General features: G+C 40.0%; 17 protein-coding genes. All 17 read right to left on the reverse strand.

Annotation, left to right across the window (positions count from 1 at the left end; translation table 11 throughout):
• Window positions 1-49: 49 nt before the first annotated feature.
• The 17 genes from WAA20_RS10955 to WAA20_RS11035 all read right to left on the reverse strand — a co-directional run bounded on the left by WAA20_RS10955 (window position 50) and on the right by WAA20_RS11035 (window position 19,968).
• Entirely contained in the window at window positions 50-631 is a 582-nt protein-coding gene (locus tag WAA20_RS10955; protein ID WP_073387074.1) for a xanthine phosphoribosyltransferase, read from the reverse strand.
• 83 nt (window positions 632-714) lie between these two features.
• The gene (locus WAA20_RS10960; RefSeq protein ID WP_073387114.1) at window positions 715-1,308 is read right to left on the reverse strand and encodes a TetR/AcrR family transcriptional regulator; all 594 of its coding nucleotides are present in this window, start codon (window positions 1,306-1,308) and stop codon (window positions 715-717) included.
• Between the two features lie 124 nt (window positions 1,309-1,432).
• A complete protein-coding gene (locus tag WAA20_RS10965) occupies window positions 1,433-2,416 on the reverse strand; it encodes an ABC transporter permease (RefSeq protein WP_073387075.1) in 984 nt (327 codons plus the stop codon).
• Window positions 2,413-3,519 carry an ABC transporter permease gene (locus WAA20_RS10970; protein ID WP_073387077.1) on the reverse strand — a complete coding sequence of 369 codons (1,107 nt, stop codon included), beginning with the start codon at window positions 3,517-3,519 and terminating at the stop codon, window positions 2,413-2,415. The genes WAA20_RS10965 and WAA20_RS10970 overlap by 4 nt, the downstream gene beginning before the upstream one ends.
• Window positions 3,519-5,054 carry an ABC transporter ATP-binding protein gene (locus WAA20_RS10975; protein ID WP_081373767.1) on the reverse strand — a complete coding sequence of 512 codons (1,536 nt, stop codon included), beginning with the start codon at window positions 5,052-5,054 and terminating at the stop codon, window positions 3,519-3,521. The genes WAA20_RS10970 and WAA20_RS10975 overlap by 1 nt, the downstream gene beginning before the upstream one ends.
• A 120-nt stretch (window positions 5,055-5,174) precedes the next feature.
• Window positions 5,175-6,434 (reverse strand): BMP family ABC transporter substrate-binding protein, encoded by a 1,260-nt coding sequence (locus WAA20_RS10980; protein WP_073387079.1) that lies wholly within the window; start codon window positions 6,432-6,434, stop codon window positions 5,175-5,177.
• 398 nt (window positions 6,435-6,832) lie between these two features.
• The gene (gene hemZ / locus WAA20_RS10985; RefSeq protein WP_073387081.1) at window positions 6,833-8,314 is read right to left on the reverse strand and encodes a coproporphyrinogen dehydrogenase HemZ; all 1,482 of its coding nucleotides are present in this window, start codon (window positions 8,312-8,314) and stop codon (window positions 6,833-6,835) included.
• Between the two features lie 33 nt (window positions 8,315-8,347).
• Window positions 8,348-9,016 (reverse strand): MBL fold metallo-hydrolase, encoded by a 669-nt coding sequence (locus WAA20_RS10990; RefSeq protein WP_207649285.1) that lies wholly within the window; start codon window positions 9,014-9,016, stop codon window positions 8,348-8,350.
• A gap of 139 nt (window positions 9,017-9,155) precedes the next feature.
• Entirely contained in the window at window positions 9,156-11,441 is a 2,286-nt protein-coding gene (locus WAA20_RS10995) for a bifunctional (p)ppGpp synthetase/guanosine-3',5'-bis(diphosphate) 3'-pyrophosphohydrolase (RefSeq protein ID WP_073387083.1), read from the reverse strand.
• 106 nt (window positions 11,442-11,547) lie between these two features.
• The gene (locus WAA20_RS11000; protein ID WP_073387084.1) at window positions 11,548-12,072 is read right to left on the reverse strand and encodes an adenine phosphoribosyltransferase; all 525 of its coding nucleotides are present in this window, start codon (window positions 12,070-12,072) and stop codon (window positions 11,548-11,550) included.
• Between the two features lie 440 nt (window positions 12,073-12,512).
• On the reverse strand, window positions 12,513-14,129 hold the full coding sequence (gene groL, locus WAA20_RS11005) for a chaperonin GroEL (RefSeq protein WP_073387086.1): 1,617 nt from the start codon (window positions 14,127-14,129) through the stop codon (window positions 12,513-12,515).
• A gap of 114 nt (window positions 14,130-14,243) precedes the next feature.
• Window positions 14,244-14,528, reverse strand: coding sequence for a co-chaperone GroES (locus WAA20_RS11010; RefSeq protein ID WP_073387087.1), 285 nt, complete (start codon window positions 14,526-14,528; stop codon window positions 14,244-14,246).
• 622 nt (window positions 14,529-15,150) lie between these two features.
• Entirely contained in the window at window positions 15,151-16,035 is an 885-nt protein-coding gene (locus WAA20_RS11015; RefSeq protein WP_073387089.1) for a metallophosphoesterase family protein, read from the reverse strand.
• 46 nt (window positions 16,036-16,081) lie between these two features.
• Window positions 16,082-17,380 carry an RsiV family protein gene (locus WAA20_RS11020; RefSeq protein ID WP_073387090.1) on the reverse strand — a complete coding sequence of 433 codons (1,299 nt, stop codon included), beginning with the start codon at window positions 17,378-17,380 and terminating at the stop codon, window positions 16,082-16,084.
• A gap of 85 nt (window positions 17,381-17,465) precedes the next feature.
• On the reverse strand, window positions 17,466-17,669 hold the full coding sequence (locus WAA20_RS11025) for a hypothetical protein (protein WP_139263708.1): 204 nt from the start codon (window positions 17,667-17,669) through the stop codon (window positions 17,466-17,468).
• Between the two features lie 100 nt (window positions 17,670-17,769).
• Window positions 17,770-19,215 (reverse strand): hypothetical protein, encoded by a 1,446-nt coding sequence (locus WAA20_RS11030; RefSeq protein ID WP_073387092.1) that lies wholly within the window; start codon window positions 19,213-19,215, stop codon window positions 17,770-17,772.
• Between the two features lie 75 nt (window positions 19,216-19,290).
• A complete protein-coding gene (locus WAA20_RS11035; RefSeq protein WP_073387093.1) occupies window positions 19,291-19,968 on the reverse strand; it encodes a hypothetical protein in 678 nt (225 codons plus the stop codon).
• Window positions 19,969-20,169: the final 201 nt, after the last annotated feature.

A 20,169-nucleotide genomic window follows, 5' to 3' on the forward strand; every position in this document is an offset into this window, starting at 1 on the left:
CTTCGAAACTCTCACAATCCTTGGTTAAAAACAAACGTAGGCCAACATATCAGCCCTGATCCCTAAAGGTAAGTCCTTTTTCTTCATCCATTGCATCTACGATCGCAAGTGATGTTACATCATATCCTGCGCCGCGAAGTCTTGATCCGCCATCCTGGAATCCTTTTTCGATTGCAATGCCGATTCCTGCAACTGTTGCGCCTGCCTGATTACAGATATCGATAAGACCGTTCATGGCTTTACCTACTGCAAGGAAATCATCTACAAGTAAAACCTTATCTTCTGATGAAAGGAATTTCTTAGCAAGTGTTACATTATAGTCCTTGTCATAAGTAAAGGAATGAACTACTGATGTATAAAGGTCTCCGTCAAGATTTTTGCTTTTTGCCTTCTTTGCAAAAACCACGGGAACGTGGAAATACTGAGCTGTCATGCAGGCAATAGCGATACCTGATGCTTCAACAGTAAGAACTTTGTTTATACCTTTATCCTTATATTTCTTGTAAAAAGTCTTTCCAATCTTATCAAGAAGCTCAACGTCCAGCTGGTGATTAAGGAAGCTGTCTACCTTTAATATATTTCCTGCCCTTACCTGTCCGTCTGAGGCAATACGCTCTTCCAGAAAATTCATGTCTGTCTCTCCTTTGATCATATCTAAATTAAGCCCTGATTTTGGGGTCATAAATTTTTATTTTGAAGATAAATGCATAGACCTTACTTCATATAAGGCTTAACAGTATTAAGGATAAGCTCTCTGCTCATTGCAAAATACTCTGTCATATCCATATTGTTTTCATCAATAAGATACTGAATAGTAAAGCCTTCAAGCATTGATACATACTGAGCAGGAAGTATTTTCTTAAGGTTCTCGGGAAGATCCGGAACATATTTTTCCAGAACCTCTCTGATCTCCTGTCTCCAAAGATCATAAGACTCTGCAAAACGTACTCTTGTATCCTCATCAGTTCTGCTCTGTACCCAGAAGTCCATCTCAGCATGGTTGTATTCCGGGAAGTTCTTTAAAAGGTTCTCTTCATTCTTTGAAAAGACCTCAAGCGCTGACTCAAGAGTATCTTCTGTATTGTCTCTAAGCTCCTCACGAAGCTTTGGGAAAATATCAAGGATCCTCTTCTGCATAGCTACAAGGATCTCTTCCTTAGTCTTGTAATAATAAAGAACATTAGACTGAAGCATATCAGCCTCTTTAGCAATAAGACTGATCCTCGTTCCACTGATAGTATATGACTCAATTACGCGAAGTGTAGCATCAAGAATCTTTTCTTCGTTGTTTTTTTCTATATTCTTCATATTTCTCCTTTTCATGAGATTGAATCTCCGCCCAATGAGTTTGGATCCTAGATCTATCTTTCTTTAATCTCCGCCCAATGGGGACGTGCTATGCACGTCCAGAGTTTGGATCTAAGATCCAAACTCACCGTTCCTCTCTAAAGTAAGCTTTTCCAAGTGCTGACGGCGGCTGGTTTTCTGGCTTGTTACGCTTACTTGTAAGAACCAGTACCACGATAGTTACTACATAAGGGAGCATCTTTACAAGCTCGGATGATGCTCTTGTAAGTCCTGGTATATAAATATATAAAACATATAATGCTCCAAATACAAGTGATCCCCAGATAGCATTGGTCGGATTCCAAAGTGCAAGGATTACGAGGGCTATGGCAAGCCATCCTCTGTCTCCGAAGCCGTTATTGGACCATGTTCCGTGAAGGTATTCCATTACGAAGTAGAGTCCGCCAAGTCCTGCTATCATAGCACCGGTCAAAGTAGAATAATACTTATTCTTTGTTACGTTAATACCTGCTGCATCAGCTACTGCCGGGTCCTCACCAACAGAAATAAGATTAAGTCCTTTTCTTGTCTTTGTAAGGAACCATGTAACAATAACAGCTATTATAATAGAAAGATATGTCAAAAAGCCATATGAAAACAGAAGTTTTCCTACAAAAGGTATATTACGAAGGAATGTTGGAAGGAATGCTCCAAATCCTTCTGCTGTGTGTGCTACGGAGATCTGTCCAACACCACCTGCAAGCTTTGACAGTGATCCGCCAAAGAAGTTACCAAATCCAACACCAAAAGTAGTAAGCGCAAGACCAACAACATTCTGATTGGATCTAAGTGTTACAGTAAGGAAGCTGTACAAAAGACCGCCAAGGCAGCTCACTACAAGTGAAGAAACAAGAGCTATAAGTACTCCTACAAATGTTGAAGGATCCTGAACATTATTTTCATAAAGGAAGGCTCCCATAAGACCTGAAATACCGCCCATATACATGATACCTGGAATTCCAAGGTTAAGGTTACCGGATTTTTCTGTTAAGATTTCGCCTGTTGCACCGAACAAAAGAGGCACAGCCTGTCCGATCGCTGCAACTAAAAATGTAAGAAGAAGTGTCATGCTGCATCCTCCTCGCTCTTTTTAACTCTTACCTTATACTTGATGAAGAATTCGCATCCAATAAGGAAAAAGATGATAATACCTGTGATTATGTCTGATGCATTCTCGTTAAGCCCATACTGGGATGCGATCTGGATCGCGCCCTGCTGCATGAATACGAGAAATGCTGATACTAAAAGCATTCCAAGAGGATTAAGATTAGCCATCCACGCAACAATGATCGCTGTAAAGCCTCTGCCACCTGCAGTGGATGTAGAGATCGTGTGGCTTGCTCCGCTTACGATAACAGCGCCTGCAACGCCGCAGATTCCTGCAGAAATAAGCATAGTACGAACAACTACCTTCCTAACATTGATACCTGCATAGTTAGCTGTGTTATGACTTTCACCAACTACTGCTATCTCATAGCCATGCTTGGTATACTTCATGTATATAGTCATAACAAGAGTTACTACTACTACGATTATTATATTAAGAGTATAGTCAGATCCGAAGATTTTTGGAAACCAGCCGCCCTTATTTGCAGAATTAATGATACCTACAGAGTTGGATCCTGATGGATTCTCCCAGAATACGATAAGGAAGGTAATGATCTGCATAGCGACATAGTTGAGCATCAGTGTGAATAAAGACTCATTGGTATTGAAGTGAGCCTTGAAAAATGCAGGTAAAAATCCCCATATGATACCTGCACAGGCTGATGCTATAAGAATAAGAATGATCAAAAGTACAGGAGGAAGATTTCCTGCATAGATCATAAGTGCTGCTGCAGCAGCTCCTCCCATGAGAATCTGGCCTTCTGCTCCAAGGTTCCAGAATCTCATCTTGAATGCAGGCATAAGACCTACACCGATAAGAAGTAGTACTACAGTCTCTCTGACTGTAACCCAGATACGACGCTTAGACCCCACTGCACCGTCTATTATTCCCGAGTAAACATTTAAAGGATTCTCTCCTGTGATTCCTACGATAACAAATGCGCAAACGATAAGGGCAAGAAGTACCGCTGCAAGTCTTATGACCCATGCCTTCCATGTTGCGATAGAATCACGCTTTGAAAGGTGCAAAGACTTTCGTGATGTTTTTTTAGTTATTAAGTCCATTAAACTCCTGCCTTTCTGGCACCTGTCATGTACATACCGATTTCTTCCTTAGAAGTGAGTTTTGCATTAACAATGCAGCTGATCTTGCCTTCGCAAAGTACCAGTATTCTGTCACAAAGCTGAAGCAGTACGTCAAGGTCTTCACCAACGCACATAACAGCTACGCCCTTCTCTTTCTGCTCATTGAGAAGGTTATAAATTGTATAAGAAGATGTAATATCAAGTCCTCTTACAGGATAAGCAACCATGAGAACATCAGGATTGAGCGCGATCTCACGTCCTACAAGGATTTTCTGAACATTACCACCTGAAAGTCTTCTTACAGGTGTGTTAATGTCAGGAGTTGAAACCTCAAGCTTATCTACTATTTTCTTTGCAAGCTTACGAGGAGTCTTTCTGTCTGTGAAAAATCTGCTGTCACCTGATCTGTAGCTTCTGATCATCATGTTATCAGCAAGGTCCATTGAACCGACAAGTCCCATTCCAAGTCTGTCTTCAGGAACGAAGGAAAGGCTTATCTTAAGGTTCTGGATCTCTCTGACTGTTTTTTCAGAAAGCTTTTCAACATTATTGCTGTTAGGCGGATAATATAAGATCTCGCCACTGTCTATCTTTTGTATACCTGCTATGGATTCCAAAAGCTCTTTCTGACCATTGCCGGAGACACCTGCAATTCCAAGGATCTCACCACTTTTAGCCACAAAGGAAATGTCCTTGAGAATAGAAAGGCCTTCACTGTTTCTTACAGTTACGCCTCGCATCTCGATTCTCTTTTCAGGCTTTTTAGGATCGCTTCTCTGAATATTGAGTTCTACCTTCTCTCCTACCATAAGTTCTGTAAGAGATTCAACGGTAGCGTCCTTAGTCTCAACTACGCCTTCGCACTTTCCTTTACGAAGAACGGCAACTCTATCAGAGATCTCAAGAACTTCATTAAGCTTATGTGTGATTATGATGATAGACTTACCAAGGAGCTTCATCTTTTTAAGAACTGTAAAAAGACGCTCTGTCTCCTGAGGTGTAAGAACTGCAGTCGGCTCATCGAAGATAAGGATATCAGCACCTCTGTAAAGTACCTTGACGATCTCAACGATCTGCTTTTGTGATACAGACATATTGTAGATCTTCTCAGCAGGAGTAAGGTCAAAGCCATACTTGCTTACAAGGGCATCAATCTCCTGATTGATCTTCTTCATATCAAGCTTCATACCGCCATCAAGGCCCAGAATGATGTTCTGAGCTGCTGTCAGTATATCAATAAGCTTGAAATGCTGGTGGATCATACCGATTCCAAGATTAAAAGCATCTTTGGGGCCGTTGATGGAAACCTCTTTTCCATTGATAAGGATCTGACCCTCATCCGGATAATATATACCGGAAAGCATATTCATGAGGGTTGTCTTTCCGCTTCCATTTTCACCAAGAATAGAGAGAATCTCGCCCTTTTTAAGGGCGAGATCTACCTGATCATTGGCAACTACGCTACCAAAGCGTTTTGTAACACCTTTAAGTTCTATCGCATAATTTTCCATAATAATCTCATTTCTTATTTCTAAATAAATCGATTTACACGATTCCATGTAATTACTATACATGTGGACATCAGATTACTGAAAGTAATCTGATGTCTAGCAGATTAAATTTGCTTTGCAAATTTAATCTGCATTTGAGGTAATTCCGTCGATGATAATGTCGAATGCAGGTGCAGATGCAAGCTCTGACTCGTGGAAGTATCCATCTGATACATAATCAGCATACTTAGCGTAGTCTCCGCCTTCTGCAATTGCAGCTTCAAGGCTCTTACCACCAACTGTGAACTTGCTTGTGTCGAATACGTGAAGTGTTCCGTCTGCAAGAGCTTTCTCGATCTCAGCTACCTTCTCAGCTGTTCCCTCAGCTACTGCTGCATCGTTAAGAGCTGTGATCGCTACAGCGCCGTCATTGTAACCAGCTGTCCAGTCAGTAGGCATTGCCTCACCGTTAAGTACAGCCTGTACAGCGTATGTATAGTAAACACCCCAGCTGTTTGTTGCAGATGTAAGTGCACATGTAGGAGCTACTGTTGTCATATCTACGTTGTAACCTACACAAGGAACGCCTGCAGACTCACATGCTGTAGGAGCACCTGTTGTATCAGCGTGCTGGCTCATAAGTACGCAGCCATCAGCGATAAGCTGAGTTGCAACTTCACCTTCTGCTGTCATGTCAGCCCAGCTGTTTGTGTACTGAACTTCCATAGTTGCTGTAGGGCAAACAGATGTAACACCAAGATAGAAAGATGTGAAACCTGAAACAACTTCTGCATAAGGATAAGCACCAACATAACCTACCTTAGCAGCATCCTCTGTGATCTTGCCATCAGCGATCATCTCGTTTAACTTAAGACCTGCAACAACACCTGAAACATATCTTGCTTCGTAGATGTTATCAAAATAATTGTGGAAATTGGAAAGACCTGAAGAAGCTGCCTGATAACCTGTTGCATGGCAGAACTGAACTTCAGGATGCTCAGCAGCAACCTGCATGAGGTAAGACTCGTGACCAAAGCTTGTAGCAAATACTACGTTACATCCCTGATCAACCATATCTTCTGCAGCATCTGTACATGACTCATCTTCAGGAACAAGTGTCTTCTCGATAACCTGATCATCAGAGATTCCAAGAGCAGCCTGCATCTGGTCGATACCTTCCATGTGTGCAGCTGTGTATCCTTCGTTCTCATCACCGATGTAGATAACACCGATCTTGATGTCTGAAGCTGAGATAGCTTCGCCACCTTCTGTAGCGTTCTCAGTGTTATTAGCTGTAGTATTACCAGCATTCTGGTTAGCATCTCCATTTGATGATGAGCAGCCTGCAAGCATTGATACGCATGTAGCTGCTGCAAGAACAGTACTTAATACTTTCTTCTTCATAATAGTCTCCCTTTTCCGCACATAATAAATGTGCTTAGCAATGAATTAGTTCCTCCGCCCCTGATCGATCACAAAAATGAATTACTATAAATTCATAACTTTTGTGATGAATTTGCCCGTGTATTGTTTGTTATTATTAAGGCCAAATTTAAAAGGCAGTTCATATAATGAACTGCTATAATTAGGTGAGGTATTTATTACGATACCAATATAAAGTTATTGTCTTTCAATGTCAATGGATTTTTGAATGACTGTTCAAACAAATTTTCGAGACAGTTTTAGATTTTTTTTATTAATTTTGAACAGTAGTTCAAAACTTTTAAAAGAATGCTTATTTTACGGCACTTAAAAAGATCTTTGTACCTCTATTTTGAAGTACAAAGATCTTTTTTGGCTCTTCAGGAAAAGAACTCTTTCATAGGAGACGGGCCTGCTTCCATATTCTCCATATAGAGCTTTACGTCCTTTGGATTTCCTTTTCTTTCTATTCTGTGGCCTTCAAATATACGCTTGGATACAGAACCTGAGCCAAGTGCCAGGATGCTCTGGGTCTCTTCCATTGTGATTATGTTATAAAGACACATCTTATCACCAAGGCCGTACCCTGTATTTTCATAGTTACCGCTAATATTCTTCTGACGGTAGAGATAGTATGGGCTAAGGCCCATATTTCTTGCCCCCTCTTCTGCCACTTTCATCATGGAAGAAGTTGTATCCATGCCTGCAAGTCCGTGGTCAGCTACGTAGTCATAGAGTCTTGAAGCTCTTTTTATAGCAAGTGAATGAACTGTAAGTTCGTCGGGCTTTAGTTTCCCTATTTCATCCATTGTATACTGAACGTCTTCCAGCTCTTCCCCGGGAAGTCCAAGGATGATGTCCATGTTGATATGCTCAAAACCTGCTTCTCTTGCCATATAAAAAGCATCAATTGTCTGCTTAACGCTGTGGTGGCGGCCGATAAGCTCAAGGGTCTTATCTCTCATTGTCTGAGGATTTACAGAGATTCTGGTAACTCCGCCTTTTTTCATAGTAAGGAGCTTGTCCATAGTGATAGAGTCGGGCCTGCCTGATTCTATGGTGAACTCTCTAACTTTAGATATATCATAGGCACCTTTTATCCATCCTATAAGCTTTTCAAGCTGATAAGGCTCAAGAGTTGTAGGTGTACCGCCGCCTATATATACGCTGTCAAGGCGCTTATCTTTAAATAAGGGCGCGGTTTCATCTATCTCTTTTTTGACACAGTCAAGATATCTGTCGACCTGTCCCTTCCAAAGCCCTATTGGAGAAGACATGAATGAGCAATAAGCGCATCTTGTAGGACAGAAAGGAATATTAACGTAAAGACTGTATCCATTACCATCTGTTGTTCCTTCAAGAAGGCGATTTTCTCTATGAGCTATCTCGATACTAAGATCTGTCTTTTCATCAGAACAGATATAGGTCTTCTTCATATAGTCGCGAATCGCTTCGTCATCATCTCCTAGAAGAAGTCTGTGCATTGCGATCTTAACAGGTCTTATTCCTGTAAGAGTTCCCCATGGGAGGTCCTTGCCTGTCTCTTTATTAAGCATCTGATACAAAAGACGCTTAAGGACGTTCTTGGGAGAATCTGTCATATCCGCGCTGTCCGCTTCAGATTCCTTGATGCAGTTCATAGAAAGAGACTCTTTTTCGCCACTTTCTTTGATAAACTCAGCATCAATATGTCCCTCATCCCACTTTAGCAAAAGATCTATAGTGAGGATGACATCTGAATCTTCTGGAATCTCACGACTTCCTTTTACAAAAACAAGGACATCCTCCTCCGGATAAAAACTTTTGACCAGAGAATGGATGTCATAAAAGTATTTCTCTTTATCTGTATTAACGATAATCATAAAAACTCCGATTTGGTAATCTGATTTAATCCCTCACCTGATATAGGGATTATACTGTTTCTCATCACCAATAGTTGTACCCCCGCCGTGCCCGGGATATACGATCGTATCATCTGAAAGCTCAAAGAGTTTTTCCTTAACGGATCTGACAAGAGTTGAAGCACTTCCGCCCGGGAAATCTGTTCTTCCAACAGATCCTTCAAATAAAGTATCTCCGCTTATTAAAACCTTATCATCGTCAAAGCTGTAGCAGCAAGAACCCACTGTATGTCCGGGAGTTCCGATAAGCCTGCATTTAAGGCCTGCTGCTTCAATGATCTCGCCATCTCTTAACAATCTGTCCGGTTTTATTGTTATACTTTTCCCAATAAAATCGTAGGAAAGGTTTGCATCGGGATCCTGGCAAAGGTCATCTTCCTTTTCCCAGCACCAAACCTGCGCTCCTGAAAGCTTTCTAAGATCATCTGCTCCTGACATATGATCAAAATGACCATGTGTAAGAAGTATAAGTTCCACTTTCAGATTATTCTGAGTAAGCTTTTCATATAAAAGATCGCCCTTATCTGCGGGATCAAATACTATGCAGGGAATAGGGGCATCTGATTTAGTAGGTTCTTCTGGATCCGCAGCGTTAAAAACAAAATAGCAATTTGTCTGTACGGGTCCAAGGGTAACCATACCAACTTTAATATTTATATTCATCTAGTATACTCTGTTTTATATGATCTTATTCAATTTTGATAAGATCAGTTTCTTTGCGTTGATTTTCTCTATTCTGATTTGCTCTTTTTCAAAAAGCATATTGGAATATATTTTGTAAATTATATTTAAAAAGATATTCTTAGCCTGTGCTTCTTTCGATATCAATTACGCTATCGATCTGTCTAAGCTTATCTGTTACAGTTACAAGCTCTTCACGGCTTGATACCTGGAATGAAGTATCCATAGTAGCAAGGCCCTGTTTACTTGTTCTTGTATTAAGAGACAGAATGCTGATGTTGTTCTCTGTAAGAACTCTTGATACATCTGCAAGAAGGCCTCGTCTGTCGTTAGCAAATATCTTGATGTCGGCTGTGTATTTCTCAGAGCCGATGATTCCGTCGTTCTCCCAACGGGCTTCTATAAGTCTGCTCTTATCTTCTATTGTCATCTCTGCAACATTGACGCAGTCACGTCTGTGGATAGATACGCCTCTGCCTCTTGTTACAAATCCAACGATATCATCACCTGGAACAGGATTACAGCATCTTGAGAATCTTACTGCAACGTCATGCACACCTTTAACGATAATGGCATTGCCGCTTCCGTTGATCCTTGCAGGCGAATTTGAAATATTGGCAGCTGCAAGAACTTCTTCATCTGTAAGATTCTTCTTGTGATCCTTTTCGTAAAGCTCGCAGAGCTTGTTAACGATACCGCCTTCTTTGAGGGCGCCAAGACCTACTGCTGCAAGAACAGCATCCCAGTCATGGAAACCGTATTTATGAACTATGATATTGATATACTCATTCTTTGTAATATCAGAGATTTCAATACCTTTGGTTCTGCAATAATCAGCGATAAGCTCTTTACCGTGGTTAACATTCTCCTCTTTTTGCTGAGATCTGAACCACTGGTTGATCTTGTTCTTGGTGGATGTGGACTTGGCTATTGCAAGCCAGTCACGGGATGGTCCCTTGGAATTCTGTGATGTCAGGATCTCGATACGATCTCCATTCTGGATCACATAATCAATAGGAACCAGCTTACCATTGACCTTGGCACCGATCATCTTGTTGCCGACAGCTGAGTGAACGCTGTATGCAAAGTCGATAGGTGTAGAACCGTTCTGAAGGTTCTTAACATCACCCTGAGGGGTGAAGCAGTATACATCTTCTGAGAAAAGATTAAGGTCGCTCTTTAACAGATTCATGAACTCTCTGTTATCGCTCATGTCTCTTTGCCACTCAAGGATCTGACGAAGCCATACGAGCTTCTCTTCTTCCTGAGTCTCGATCTTCTTTCCATCAGAAGCTTCTTTGTATTTCCAGTGAGCAGCGATACCGTATTCAGCTGCTCTGTGCATATCGAAAGTTCTTATCTGAATCTCGAAGGGAGCGCCGTTAGGTCCGATCAGCGTTGTATGAAGTGACTGATACATGTTGACCTTGGGCATTGCTATATAATCTTTGAATCGTCCGGGAATAGGCTTGTACATCTCGTGGATGATACCAAGAGCTGCATAACAGTCCTTTACTGATTCAACGATGATCCTGACTGCGAACAGGTCATATATCTGATCAAGAGTCTTGCCCTGATTGTGCATCTTCTTGTAAATGCTGAAGAAGTGCTTAACTCGTCCGTTGACTTCGCCTTTAATGCCGGCTTCTTTGATCGCAACTTCAACGTCTTTGGCAATCTTTTCAACATAAGCTTCGCGCTCTTCTTTTTTCTCAGAAACCTTCTCCTTAAGATCTCTGTAGATCTCAGGCTTTAAGTATTTCAAAGAAAGATCATCAAGCTCAACCTTGATCTTACTGATACCAAGACGACCTGCGATAGGTGAATAGATATCAAGTGTCTCCTGAGCTATTCTGTGCTGCTTTTCAGGAGGCATATGTGTCAGGGTTCGCATGTTATGAAGTCTGTCGGCAAGTTTAATAAGGATTACTCGGATATCCTTTGCCATAGCAAGGAACATCTTTCTGAGGTTCTCAGCCTGCATTTCAAGCTGCTCAGCGGTCTTATCCTTATAGTCTGCAGGAAGCTGCAGGCTTTGCAGCTTGGTAACTCCGTCAACAAGAAGTGCTACGTCTGAGCCAAACTGTTCATCTATCTCATCTTTAGTAAGAATGGTATCTTCAACGACATCATGCAAAAGCCCGGCTGCAATAGTCTCCTTATCAAGCTCAAGATCAGCTAATATAATAGAAACACACAGCGGGTGAATAATGTAGGGCTCGCCGGATTTACGAAGCTGGTCTTTGTGGGCTTCGCGCGCAATATTATAAGCCTTCTCGATCATTGTGATATCATCTGACGGATGATACTTCTGCACTCTGGCGATCAGACCTTCATAGAGCTTTTCCGGTGGCTGAAACTCTTCAATTGATTCAATTTTCCCGTCATCAAATCTTTGTTCTAACATTTTCCCTCTTGCTTCAATCTATTAGTTTTTGTAGAAAATGTAACCTAATATGTTTAGAAATAAGGAGTTCATAAATGAACTCCTATAATTTCTATATCATTATTTATTATTTTCCTTCGTAAGTAACTGCAGAATCAAGTCTGTATCCTGCAATCTTAGCTCTTCCGTTAAGTCCTGCAAGTTCCATCATTACAAGAACACCTGCAACTTCTCCGCCAAGTGACTCAACAAGCTTGATCATAGCTTCTGTTGTTCCACCTGTAGCAATAAGATCATCAACGATGAGGACCTTCTGACCAGGCTTAATAGAATCCTTGTGCATCTCAAGTGTAGCCTTGCCATACTCAAGATCATAGTCGATCGAAACTGTCTCTGCAGGAAGCTTACCCTTCTTGCGGATAAGTACGAATGGTTTGTGGAGATTATATGCGATAGGAGTTCCGAAAATGAATCCTCTAGACTCTGCTCCTACTACTACATCAAAATCGAGATCTTTAACAAGATCCTGCATTGTATCGATGGCAAGCTTAAGTCCATCCGGATCCTGCATTACTGTAGTGATATCCCTGAACATGATTCCTTCTTCAGGGAAGTTAGGTATTGTACGTACATAGTCTTTTAATTCTTTCATTATTCCTCTTTTCCATAATCATTATATGATTATTATCTGATTAACTTTGTGAATCAGCTCACAATTTGTTCATTATAAAAACGTTATAGTAAAATAACAAAGCAGGAGTCAAAGCAATTTTTGTCTCCGGCGCCATACGTTGTTTTGGTGTAAAGTTTTTTTATACCAAACACTTTTATAACAATTCACTGATTAATTCAGACATATATTGTTAATTTTACCAAGAAAACGCCTGTAAAGCAAGATACCACGCATTTTTATCGACTTTCTTCTGGGTTCATATGCCACAATTGCTGTATTTATCAGTGTTTTGCATTCCAGTATATCAGTCAAAACGAAAATGCATCACGATCATATTTAATCAATACGAACGTGATGCACTCATTATTTATATCAAATCTTTTATTGATCTTTGTCCAAAGGATCGATCATCCGGTTAATCAATACATTCCCGGAGCTGGAGCTGGAGCAGCTGGTACAGGCTCTTTGATTGTTGCAACAGCAGCTTCTGTTGTAAGGAATGAAGAAGCAACTGATGTAGCATTCTGAAGAGCTGATCTTGTAACCTTAGCAGGATCAAGGATACCATCCTTAACCATGTCAACATACTCTTCCTTGTAAGCGTTGAAGCCGATTCCAACTTCAGACTCCTTAACCTTGTTAACGATAACTGATCCGTCAAGACCTGCATTTGCAGCGATGTGGAAAAGAGGAGCTTCGAGAGCCTTAAGAACGATCTTAGCACCTGTCTTCTCATCGCCTTCAAGACTTTCAAGAGTCTTTGCAGCTTCCTTGGAAGCGTGGATGTAAGCAGAACCACCACCGAAGATGATACCCTCTTCAACAGCTGCACGTGTAGCGTTAAGAGCATCTTCCATTCTGTACTTAGCTTCTTTCATCTCTGTCTCTGTAGCAGCACCTACGCGGATAACTGCAACACCGCCAGCGAGCTTGGCAAGTCTTTCCTGAAGCTTTTCTCTATCGAAATCAGATGTTGTATCTTCAATCTGCTTCTTGATCTGAGCAACTCTTGAATCGATGTCAGCCTTGTTGCCTTCGCCGTCAACGATTGTTGTCTTTTCCTTAGTAACCTTAACGCTCTTAGCACGTCCAAGGTCATCAAGTGTTGTATCCTTAAGCTCAAGGCCAAGGTCTGAAGAGATAACCTTACCACCTGTAAGGATTGCGATATCCTGAAGCATCTCTTTACGTCTGTCGCCATAGCCAGGAGCCTTAACAGCAACTACGTTGAATGTTCCACGGAGCTTGTTAACGATAAGTGTTGTAAGAGCTTCGCCGTCAACATCTTCAGCGATGATGAGGAGCTTCTGACCTGTCTTAACAACCTGCTCAAGAAGAGGAAGGATGTCATTGATGTTTGAGATCTTCTTATCTGTGATAAGGATTGCAGGCTCTTCAAGGCTTGCTTCCATCTTATCCATATCTGTTGCCATGTAAGCTGAGATATAACCTCTGTCGAATTCCATACCTTCAACAAGGTCAAGCTCTGTCTGCATTGTCTTGGACTCTTCGATTGTGATAACGCCGTCGTTAGAAACCTTTTCCATAGCGTCAGCGATCATCTTACCAACTTCATCATCACCTGATGAAACTGCTGCTACTCTTTCGATCTGCTCTTTGCCGCTAACCTTTGTAGCCATCTTCTTAACAGCTTCAACTGTAGCATCTGTAGCCTTCTTCATACCTTTACGAAGAACGATTGGGTTAGCACCTGCAGCGAGGTTCTTCATACCTTCGTTGATCATTGCCTGAGCAAGAACTGTAGCTGTTGTTGTACCGTCACCTGCTACATCGTTAGTCTTTGTAGCAACTTCCTTAACAAGCTGAGCACCCATGTTTTCATATGGATCTTCAAGCTCGATCTCTTTTGCGATTGTTACACCGTCGTTTGTGATTGTAGGAGCGCCGTAAGATTTATCAAGAACTACGTTTCTTCCCTTAGGTCCGATTGTTACACCTACTGTATCTGCAAGCTTGTTTACGCCTGCAACCATTGCCATACGGGCATCATCACCTGATTTAATTGTCTTTGCCATGATACATGACCTCCATATATTATTATTTAGATATATACTTTTGTGAAAAAATCTATAGAATTCATATTCACTATGAAATAACCTTAGCGAAATATCTTTTGACTAATGCGCCAATTATTCTACTACTGCAAGAATGTCATTCTGCTTAACGATGATGTATGTCTCTTCATCAAGCTTAACTTCTGTTCCAGCATATTTTGAATAGATAACTTTCTGTCCAACTTTAACTTCCATCTTGACTTCCTTGCCATCAACAACTCCGCCAGGACCAACAGCTATAATTTCAGCCTGCTGAGGTTTCTCTTTTTCCTTTCCGGGAAGAACGATTCCTGATGCTGTAGTCTCCTCTGCTTCAAGCTGCTTTAATACAACTCTGTCTCCAAGTGGTGTTAATTTCATGATAAAGCCTCCTTTATATACATATATAATTTGCGATTTATTAAAGATAACAAACATCCATGATGTCCGCTAACTTTTAGTCCAAAGATCAGGACCTTCGACGATAAAACCAAAACTTTAGTTTTATCATTTAGCCTGAATACTGGCTTTCTAGTTTATTAGCACTCATCTCCCCTGAGTGCTAACCACAAAATATATAATAATGTCGCAGATGTTTTGATGCAAATTGATTTATTGTAATTATAATTCATTATACCTCTATTTTTCTCTCATAATCTCTCGTTTACTCGTTTTTGCTTCTTGCACATGTCGCATCAAAAAAGAACACCCCCTCAAACGCGCTTTCTAAGCCACTTTGAGGAGGATGTCCCTTTTTTATTATCCTTTGTTTATTCTTTTTTTATTTTTGTCTAATTCAGCTATATCAAGGATCTTATCTGTTTTTGATTATCTTCACTATCTAACCAGATTATCCTTCGCACATATAACCGGTCAATACCTTGAGGATTCCTGAGGCTGGCAGTTAATAAACGATTTTCTTGTCTTTGAAAAATATATAAAATTCACGACAACAAAATCATTTATTAACTGTCAGCCTCAGGAATCCTCTGCGCATGCTTTTTTATTTGTGCGGTATGTCTTTACCGTTCATGTCGATAAAGTTCTCTTTAAGAGCGAGGGCCCAGTATCTTTCAGGGATATCAGGCCAGTGTGCTTCTCCTCTTTCCTGCTCGCACAGCTGGGTCGCTCTCATAAGTATAGTTTGGTTGAGATCGATTCCAGTTCGGATAGTGTGCATCGTTACTGCTGCCCATGCAGGTGCCATCTCCATGAGGCCTGATGAAGAAAACTCAGACAGTATCTCTTTTCTGTCATAATCAAGCTGATAGTATTCCTCTTCCCATCTGCCGCCTTCGTCATGAATTATGGCAAACTGGGTCTTTCCGCCAAAATTCCACGGAATGCCTATTGATCCGGGATTAACAGCTCTTTTATTTCTATAAGTATAGGTCTCCTGTTCATGATGATGACCGTGAATTATAAAATCAGACTTAAGCTGAGCTACGATACGTCTTGTTGTACGGCTCTTGCCCATCATGAATTCTCTTGAAGATGTCGGCGATCCGTGACACATTTCAAAAGATGGCATACCTTTTTGCTTCCACATGGAATAAATAGGAAGTGAGTCAAAAAAGTTAAAATCCTTATCCGTAAGATTCTTATATGTATAAAGAAGTGTCCCGCTTGCAGAACCTTTTTTCCAGCCTGTCTCTCCTCTTTTTTTGTAATCAAGAAGGTATTCCTCCCTGTTACCTCTTATGATCCAGACTTTGAAAAACTTCTGCATCATGTATATCATTTCCATAGTTTTTTGAGGATTGGGACAGTCGGTTACATAATCTCCAAGAAGGGCAAAATTGGTGATCCCTTTCTCGCAGGCTTTGTCAAAGCAGGCCTGAAGGGCGCTATGATTTGAATGTATGTCACTAAAAACAGCTATATCCATTCGTATCTCCGGAAGATGTTTTTCTTTGATTGTAACATATACTCCTTTATCTGCCCATCAGTTCTCTTCCACGAAATGCATATGAAGGATACAATGTATAACCATTCTCCAGCGTTTCTGTTGATATTTCATGAGACTTTGCACCAACAGCCTCAATATCTCCATCCGTGATGTCATATGTGAAAACGGTGTATGATTCATCTTCTTCGGGAACAACTACGTATATGAATTCTTTTCCATCTTCTTTGTGAACGTAATAATAATCTATAATAGTGGAGCAAGACTTAAACTTCTTTTTAATAGTTTCACTCTTGCCATCCAAAGTGAGAATAAGCGCTTTTTCTGGTATATATCCATCTTTGTACTCACCATCATCAACAAATTCCAGCTTGATCCCGTTCTCATCTGCTTTGCTGCTGCCATCATAAGCTGTATGATATGTCACATAATTACTTTCATCATCCGGAATAAACTTTTCACCGATCACATCTTCATATTCGTCATAACCTATAACAACATCTGAAGCTCCAAAGTTGTAAGAGGTAATCTCGTAAACATTAAATATAAAATGAATACCATCTTTTGCAAAATACCAGTTGTATGGGTATTCAGCCTTATCCGAATCTGAAGAATCCGACTCTTTTGGCTCGAATTTGTAATGAGAAAGCGCATCTTCGAGATTATAGAACTGATCCTCATCTTCCTCAATTGCGTGGAGTTCTTCTGCAAGAATTTCGTTGAGTTCATCTTCAGTGCAGGTTAAAACATCACCTATCTTCAGCTCTTCTCCGGTCTGAGTGTCATAGGTAAAACCATAACTATTTATATTACTGTGAGGTCCACCATAAAACTCATCTATGGTTGTTACTGTGCTGACCAGAGTATCGTCAACACGAATCACATTGACATTTTCGTAGTATGAATATGGTCCGCAGAAATAGTAGTCATTATCAACAGCATCTTCGTATGCTGATTTTGCAAGCTCTGTTGTCTCAAGTGTGATCTTTTCCTGCTCTTTGATCCTGGCTTCAGCATGCTTATTAATGGCTTCACAAAGCTCTTTATAATCGCTATCTTCATCCATCATCAAAACTGCATATTTTCCCTCAAAAAGCACCCCGTCTTCAAGGTTTTTCTCGGCATCTGAAGATTTCTTTTTGCCGTCATAAGTGTTTTGGACTTCTTTATAGGCAATCTTAAAGTCCCAGTCGAAATCATCGGATTTTTCCTGCAAATGCGGTGAACTGATCACATTGTCTCCTGCCGCATTGCTACTAAAACTGCAGCCACATGTGGCTAATGCTATAACTAATGATGCTCCCGTTAAAAATGTCTTTTTTTTCATAGCTCACATCTCCCCAAAATACTTTAATTCATATTTTGTTGTTAAATTACAATATGAGGTAGGTGTCAAAAGTTCCTTTTGACCCTTACGTCATTCTATTGTTTAGATACCACAGTTCTTCTTGGTTTTCAGAGGTACTTAGATGATCACTTATCTCTCTGCCGTTTTTATCATAGTAGATAATAGTTGCTTCGGGATAAGATTCTTCTATACTTATAAGGCCGCTAAAAAAGAGATTCTTATATGGGTAAAATCTGACAAAAGTATTATCAAATTGTTCTAATTCCATCACATATTTTTCACCATCTCTTGTTATCACTTCCTCTGTTTGCGTAAAGAAAACCTTATAATTGAGGGGCAGTGATCATATCTGTTGCAGGAAGTCTATTTTATCCATCCAGCTCTGATATAAGTTCTTCATAGGTCAATGACATATCTATCTGACCCAAAGTTACATTTTCGTATTCATCAATTTCTTCTGTTTCCAGAGTATCCTGTGTAGCTGCGAGTGAAGCTACACGAACTGCATAATCATCTTCGAATGAATATACATCAATCCTGAACCAACTACCTTCGACCTTTTTTATGATCAGTTCAGGCATGCCGTCTTCATCAAGATCCTGAAGTCCATAATTATACTCATAATCATCAAGATCACGAATATACGCTACCTGCGAATAAGCTTCCTTATACGAAGAATAGGAACCGTTACTGCCATATTTCAAAAGAAACGCCTTAAGATTATCCTCTGTAAGATCTCCATCAATGCCGTCGTTAATTGCATCGTCAAGACCGGTAAGCCAATTCGAATAATATCTTCCATTGGAATATGTAACAGTAATTGTCGGGCCTTCATTAGAATCGCCTACTACCAGAATATCCTTGATACCGTCAGCATTGAAATCAAAGAAGTATATATCATCAATTGATGTCATTTCATGCCCGCTATATGTTGTATAAATATATCCCTGCTGATTACCATGGGCTATAAGATATGCAGTTGTTCCATAGGTGTAAATGGTAGACTCACCATAGATTTCAGAATCAAATGTATATGAGTTGTCTGCTCCTTCTTCCCAATGAATGATATTGGAAATAACCTTTACATCATCGCCATCTTTGATAAATGTAAATGTTCTTGATTTGTTATAGTCATAAGCAGGGTCAAGAATTTCTACTGTGTATGTAGTATCGTTGACTATTCCTGACAACACTGAATATGTAGGATCACTAGCGTCCGTAACCTCATAAAAATAAGCATCACATTCCGGAATATATAGCCATGTAAGCGGAAATTTTGCATTGGAATAATCCGTTCCTGTATAGGTTAAGCAAAATTCCTCGAGTTTACTTTGTTCAACATAAACTATCATTCCCAGATACTCATCAACAGTCTTCCCGACTGTATCAAGATAGATGTTTTCTTTTTCATCATCAGCAGGAGTCCAGAGATTTTCTGATTCATAATAGACTACATCATCCCACGGAATCTCAGTGACATCTGCAAAGCCATAATCAATGAAAGCCTCATATTTAAGGTCACTAAACATATCCTCAAATTCAGAAAGTTCGGCCTGGCTTAATTCTCTGGCGGTATCACCTTGATTATTATCATCGTCTTTATTGCCATTATCGTTGTTGTCATCGTTTTTATTGTCTGTTTCTTCATTATCTTCTTCAGAATCCATGTCTTTTTCTTCATCAGAAGACTGAGACGATGTCTGTTTATCGCCTTTATCAAGCATTGTCATTTCATGTATCTCGCTAAATGAACTGCAGCCTGTCATAAGCATGGCTAATGAAACCCCCATTGCGATCAGATATTTCTTTTTCATAACTGTCCCTCTTTTCACCAATGATGTTCTTATAATTGTTCGTTTGAAATATTCAGGTGATCCCCTATATTCCTATTAACACAGCACAACGTTTTTTAATATGTCATCGATAATAGAATCAAAATCTTCTTCGGGTTCTTTGTAGCTGTTTTCTACAACATCGTTTATGATCGTTCCCTGTTCTGCATCACTTAGCACATACAGGATCTCATTTGCCCTGAGGTATCCCTTGTATATCTTTGCAAAATATGTATGGATCAGTTCTCTGTTTTCATCAGATAAATACTGTATTGCATCCCAATCATTTAACTTGATCCTGTTTCCTTTTTTATCAAAGACATAGGAAAATGGGTAGAGGCCGGTAAGGACTACGGCTTTGAATTCAAGTCCTGCAATGGCATCGAGAGATGCCACTACTACGCCGCCCTCATCTTTTATATAAACGCCTTCTCCATCTTCTTCAGGTACAACAGAAGAATAAGGTATATTATTAGTATCTAAAGCTTTTCTAAGCCAATACTGAATATAATATCTAAGTCCCTTGCTATCCTTCTCCGGATACAGGACTGCTATCTCAGAATAGTCGATGTCATAAACAGACACTATCTCTTTTATCGCATTTACTGTCTCTCTAACGATGTGATCTCTTTTAATTCCGGCCTGAACACTGATGTCAATATTCTCTACACATTCTTCAAATAGTTCGAAATAATCATCCCTATTAACTTCATGAGGCCATACTTTTACTGACATAATATATTTCCTTCCATCCAATAAAATTATTAAAACTAAGCAACTGGGTCGTTATTTAGAATTGTTAGATATTACAGACAACTACATCATAGAATAAAGACTTCTTAAATCTGTTATTTTATCCTGAAATGACAAATTTATGCGACGAATGACATTAGGGTCTTTAAATATAAAAAGGAAAAGCCGTTTAAATTCACTAAA

The sequence above is a fragment of the Butyrivibrio fibrisolvens genome (assembly GCF_037113525.1).
GTDB lineage: Bacteria > Bacillota > Clostridia > Lachnospirales > Lachnospiraceae > Butyrivibrio > Butyrivibrio fibrisolvens.

Excerpts from the sequence above, each read along its gene's own strand:
- WAA20_RS11015 (WP_073387089.1), bottom strand. The coding sequence starts at position 16,035 with ATGGATATAGCTGTTTTTAGTGACATACATTCAAATCATAGCGCCCTT.
- WAA20_RS10995 (WP_073387083.1), bottom strand. The coding sequence starts at position 11,441 with ATGTTAGAACAAAGATTTGATGACGGGAAAATTGAATCAATTGAAGAG.
- WAA20_RS11010 (WP_073387087.1), bottom strand. The coding sequence starts at position 14,528 with ATGAAATTAACACCACTTGGAGACAGAGTTGTATTAAAGCAGCTTGAA.
- WAA20_RS10990 (WP_207649285.1), bottom strand. The coding sequence starts at position 9,016 with ATGAATATAAATATTAAAGTTGGTATGGTTACCCTTGGACCCGTACAG.
- WAA20_RS11020 (WP_073387090.1), bottom strand. The coding sequence starts at position 17,380 with ATGAAAAAAAAGACATTTTTAACGGGAGCATCATTAGTTATAGCATTA.
- WAA20_RS11025 (WP_139263708.1), bottom strand. The coding sequence starts at position 17,669 with ATGGAATTAGAACAATTTGATAATACTTTTGTCAGATTTTACCCATAT.
- WAA20_RS10980 (WP_073387079.1), bottom strand. The coding sequence starts at position 6,434 with ATGAAGAAGAAAGTATTAAGTACTGTTCTTGCAGCAGCTACATGCGTA.
- WAA20_RS10965 (WP_073387075.1), bottom strand. The coding sequence starts at position 2,416 with ATGACACTTCTTCTTACATTTTTAGTTGCAGCGATCGGACAGGCTGTG.
- WAA20_RS11000 (WP_073387084.1), bottom strand. The coding sequence starts at position 12,072 with ATGAAAGAATTAAAAGACTATGTACGTACAATACCTAACTTCCCTGAA.
- hemZ (WP_073387081.1), bottom strand. The coding sequence starts at position 8,314 with ATGATTATCGTTAATACAGATAAAGAGAAATACTTTTATGACATCCAT.
- WAA20_RS10970 (WP_073387077.1), bottom strand. The coding sequence starts at position 3,519 with ATGGACTTAATAACTAAAAAAACATCACGAAAGTCTTTGCACCTTTCA.
- WAA20_RS10955 (WP_073387074.1), bottom strand. The coding sequence starts at position 631 with ATGAATTTTCTGGAAGAGCGTATTGCCTCAGACGGACAGGTAAGGGCA.
- WAA20_RS11030 (WP_073387092.1), bottom strand. The coding sequence starts at position 19,215 with ATGAAAAAGAAATATCTGATCGCAATGGGGGTTTCATTAGCCATGCTT.
- WAA20_RS10960 (WP_073387114.1), bottom strand. The coding sequence starts at position 1,308 with ATGAAGAATATAGAAAAAAACAACGAAGAAAAGATTCTTGATGCTACA.
- groL (WP_073387086.1), bottom strand. The coding sequence starts at position 14,129 with ATGGCAAAGACAATTAAATCAGGTGATGATGCCCGTATGGCAATGGTT.
- WAA20_RS11035 (WP_073387093.1), bottom strand. The coding sequence starts at position 19,968 with ATGTCAGTAAAAGTATGGCCTCATGAAGTTAATAGGGATGATTATTTC.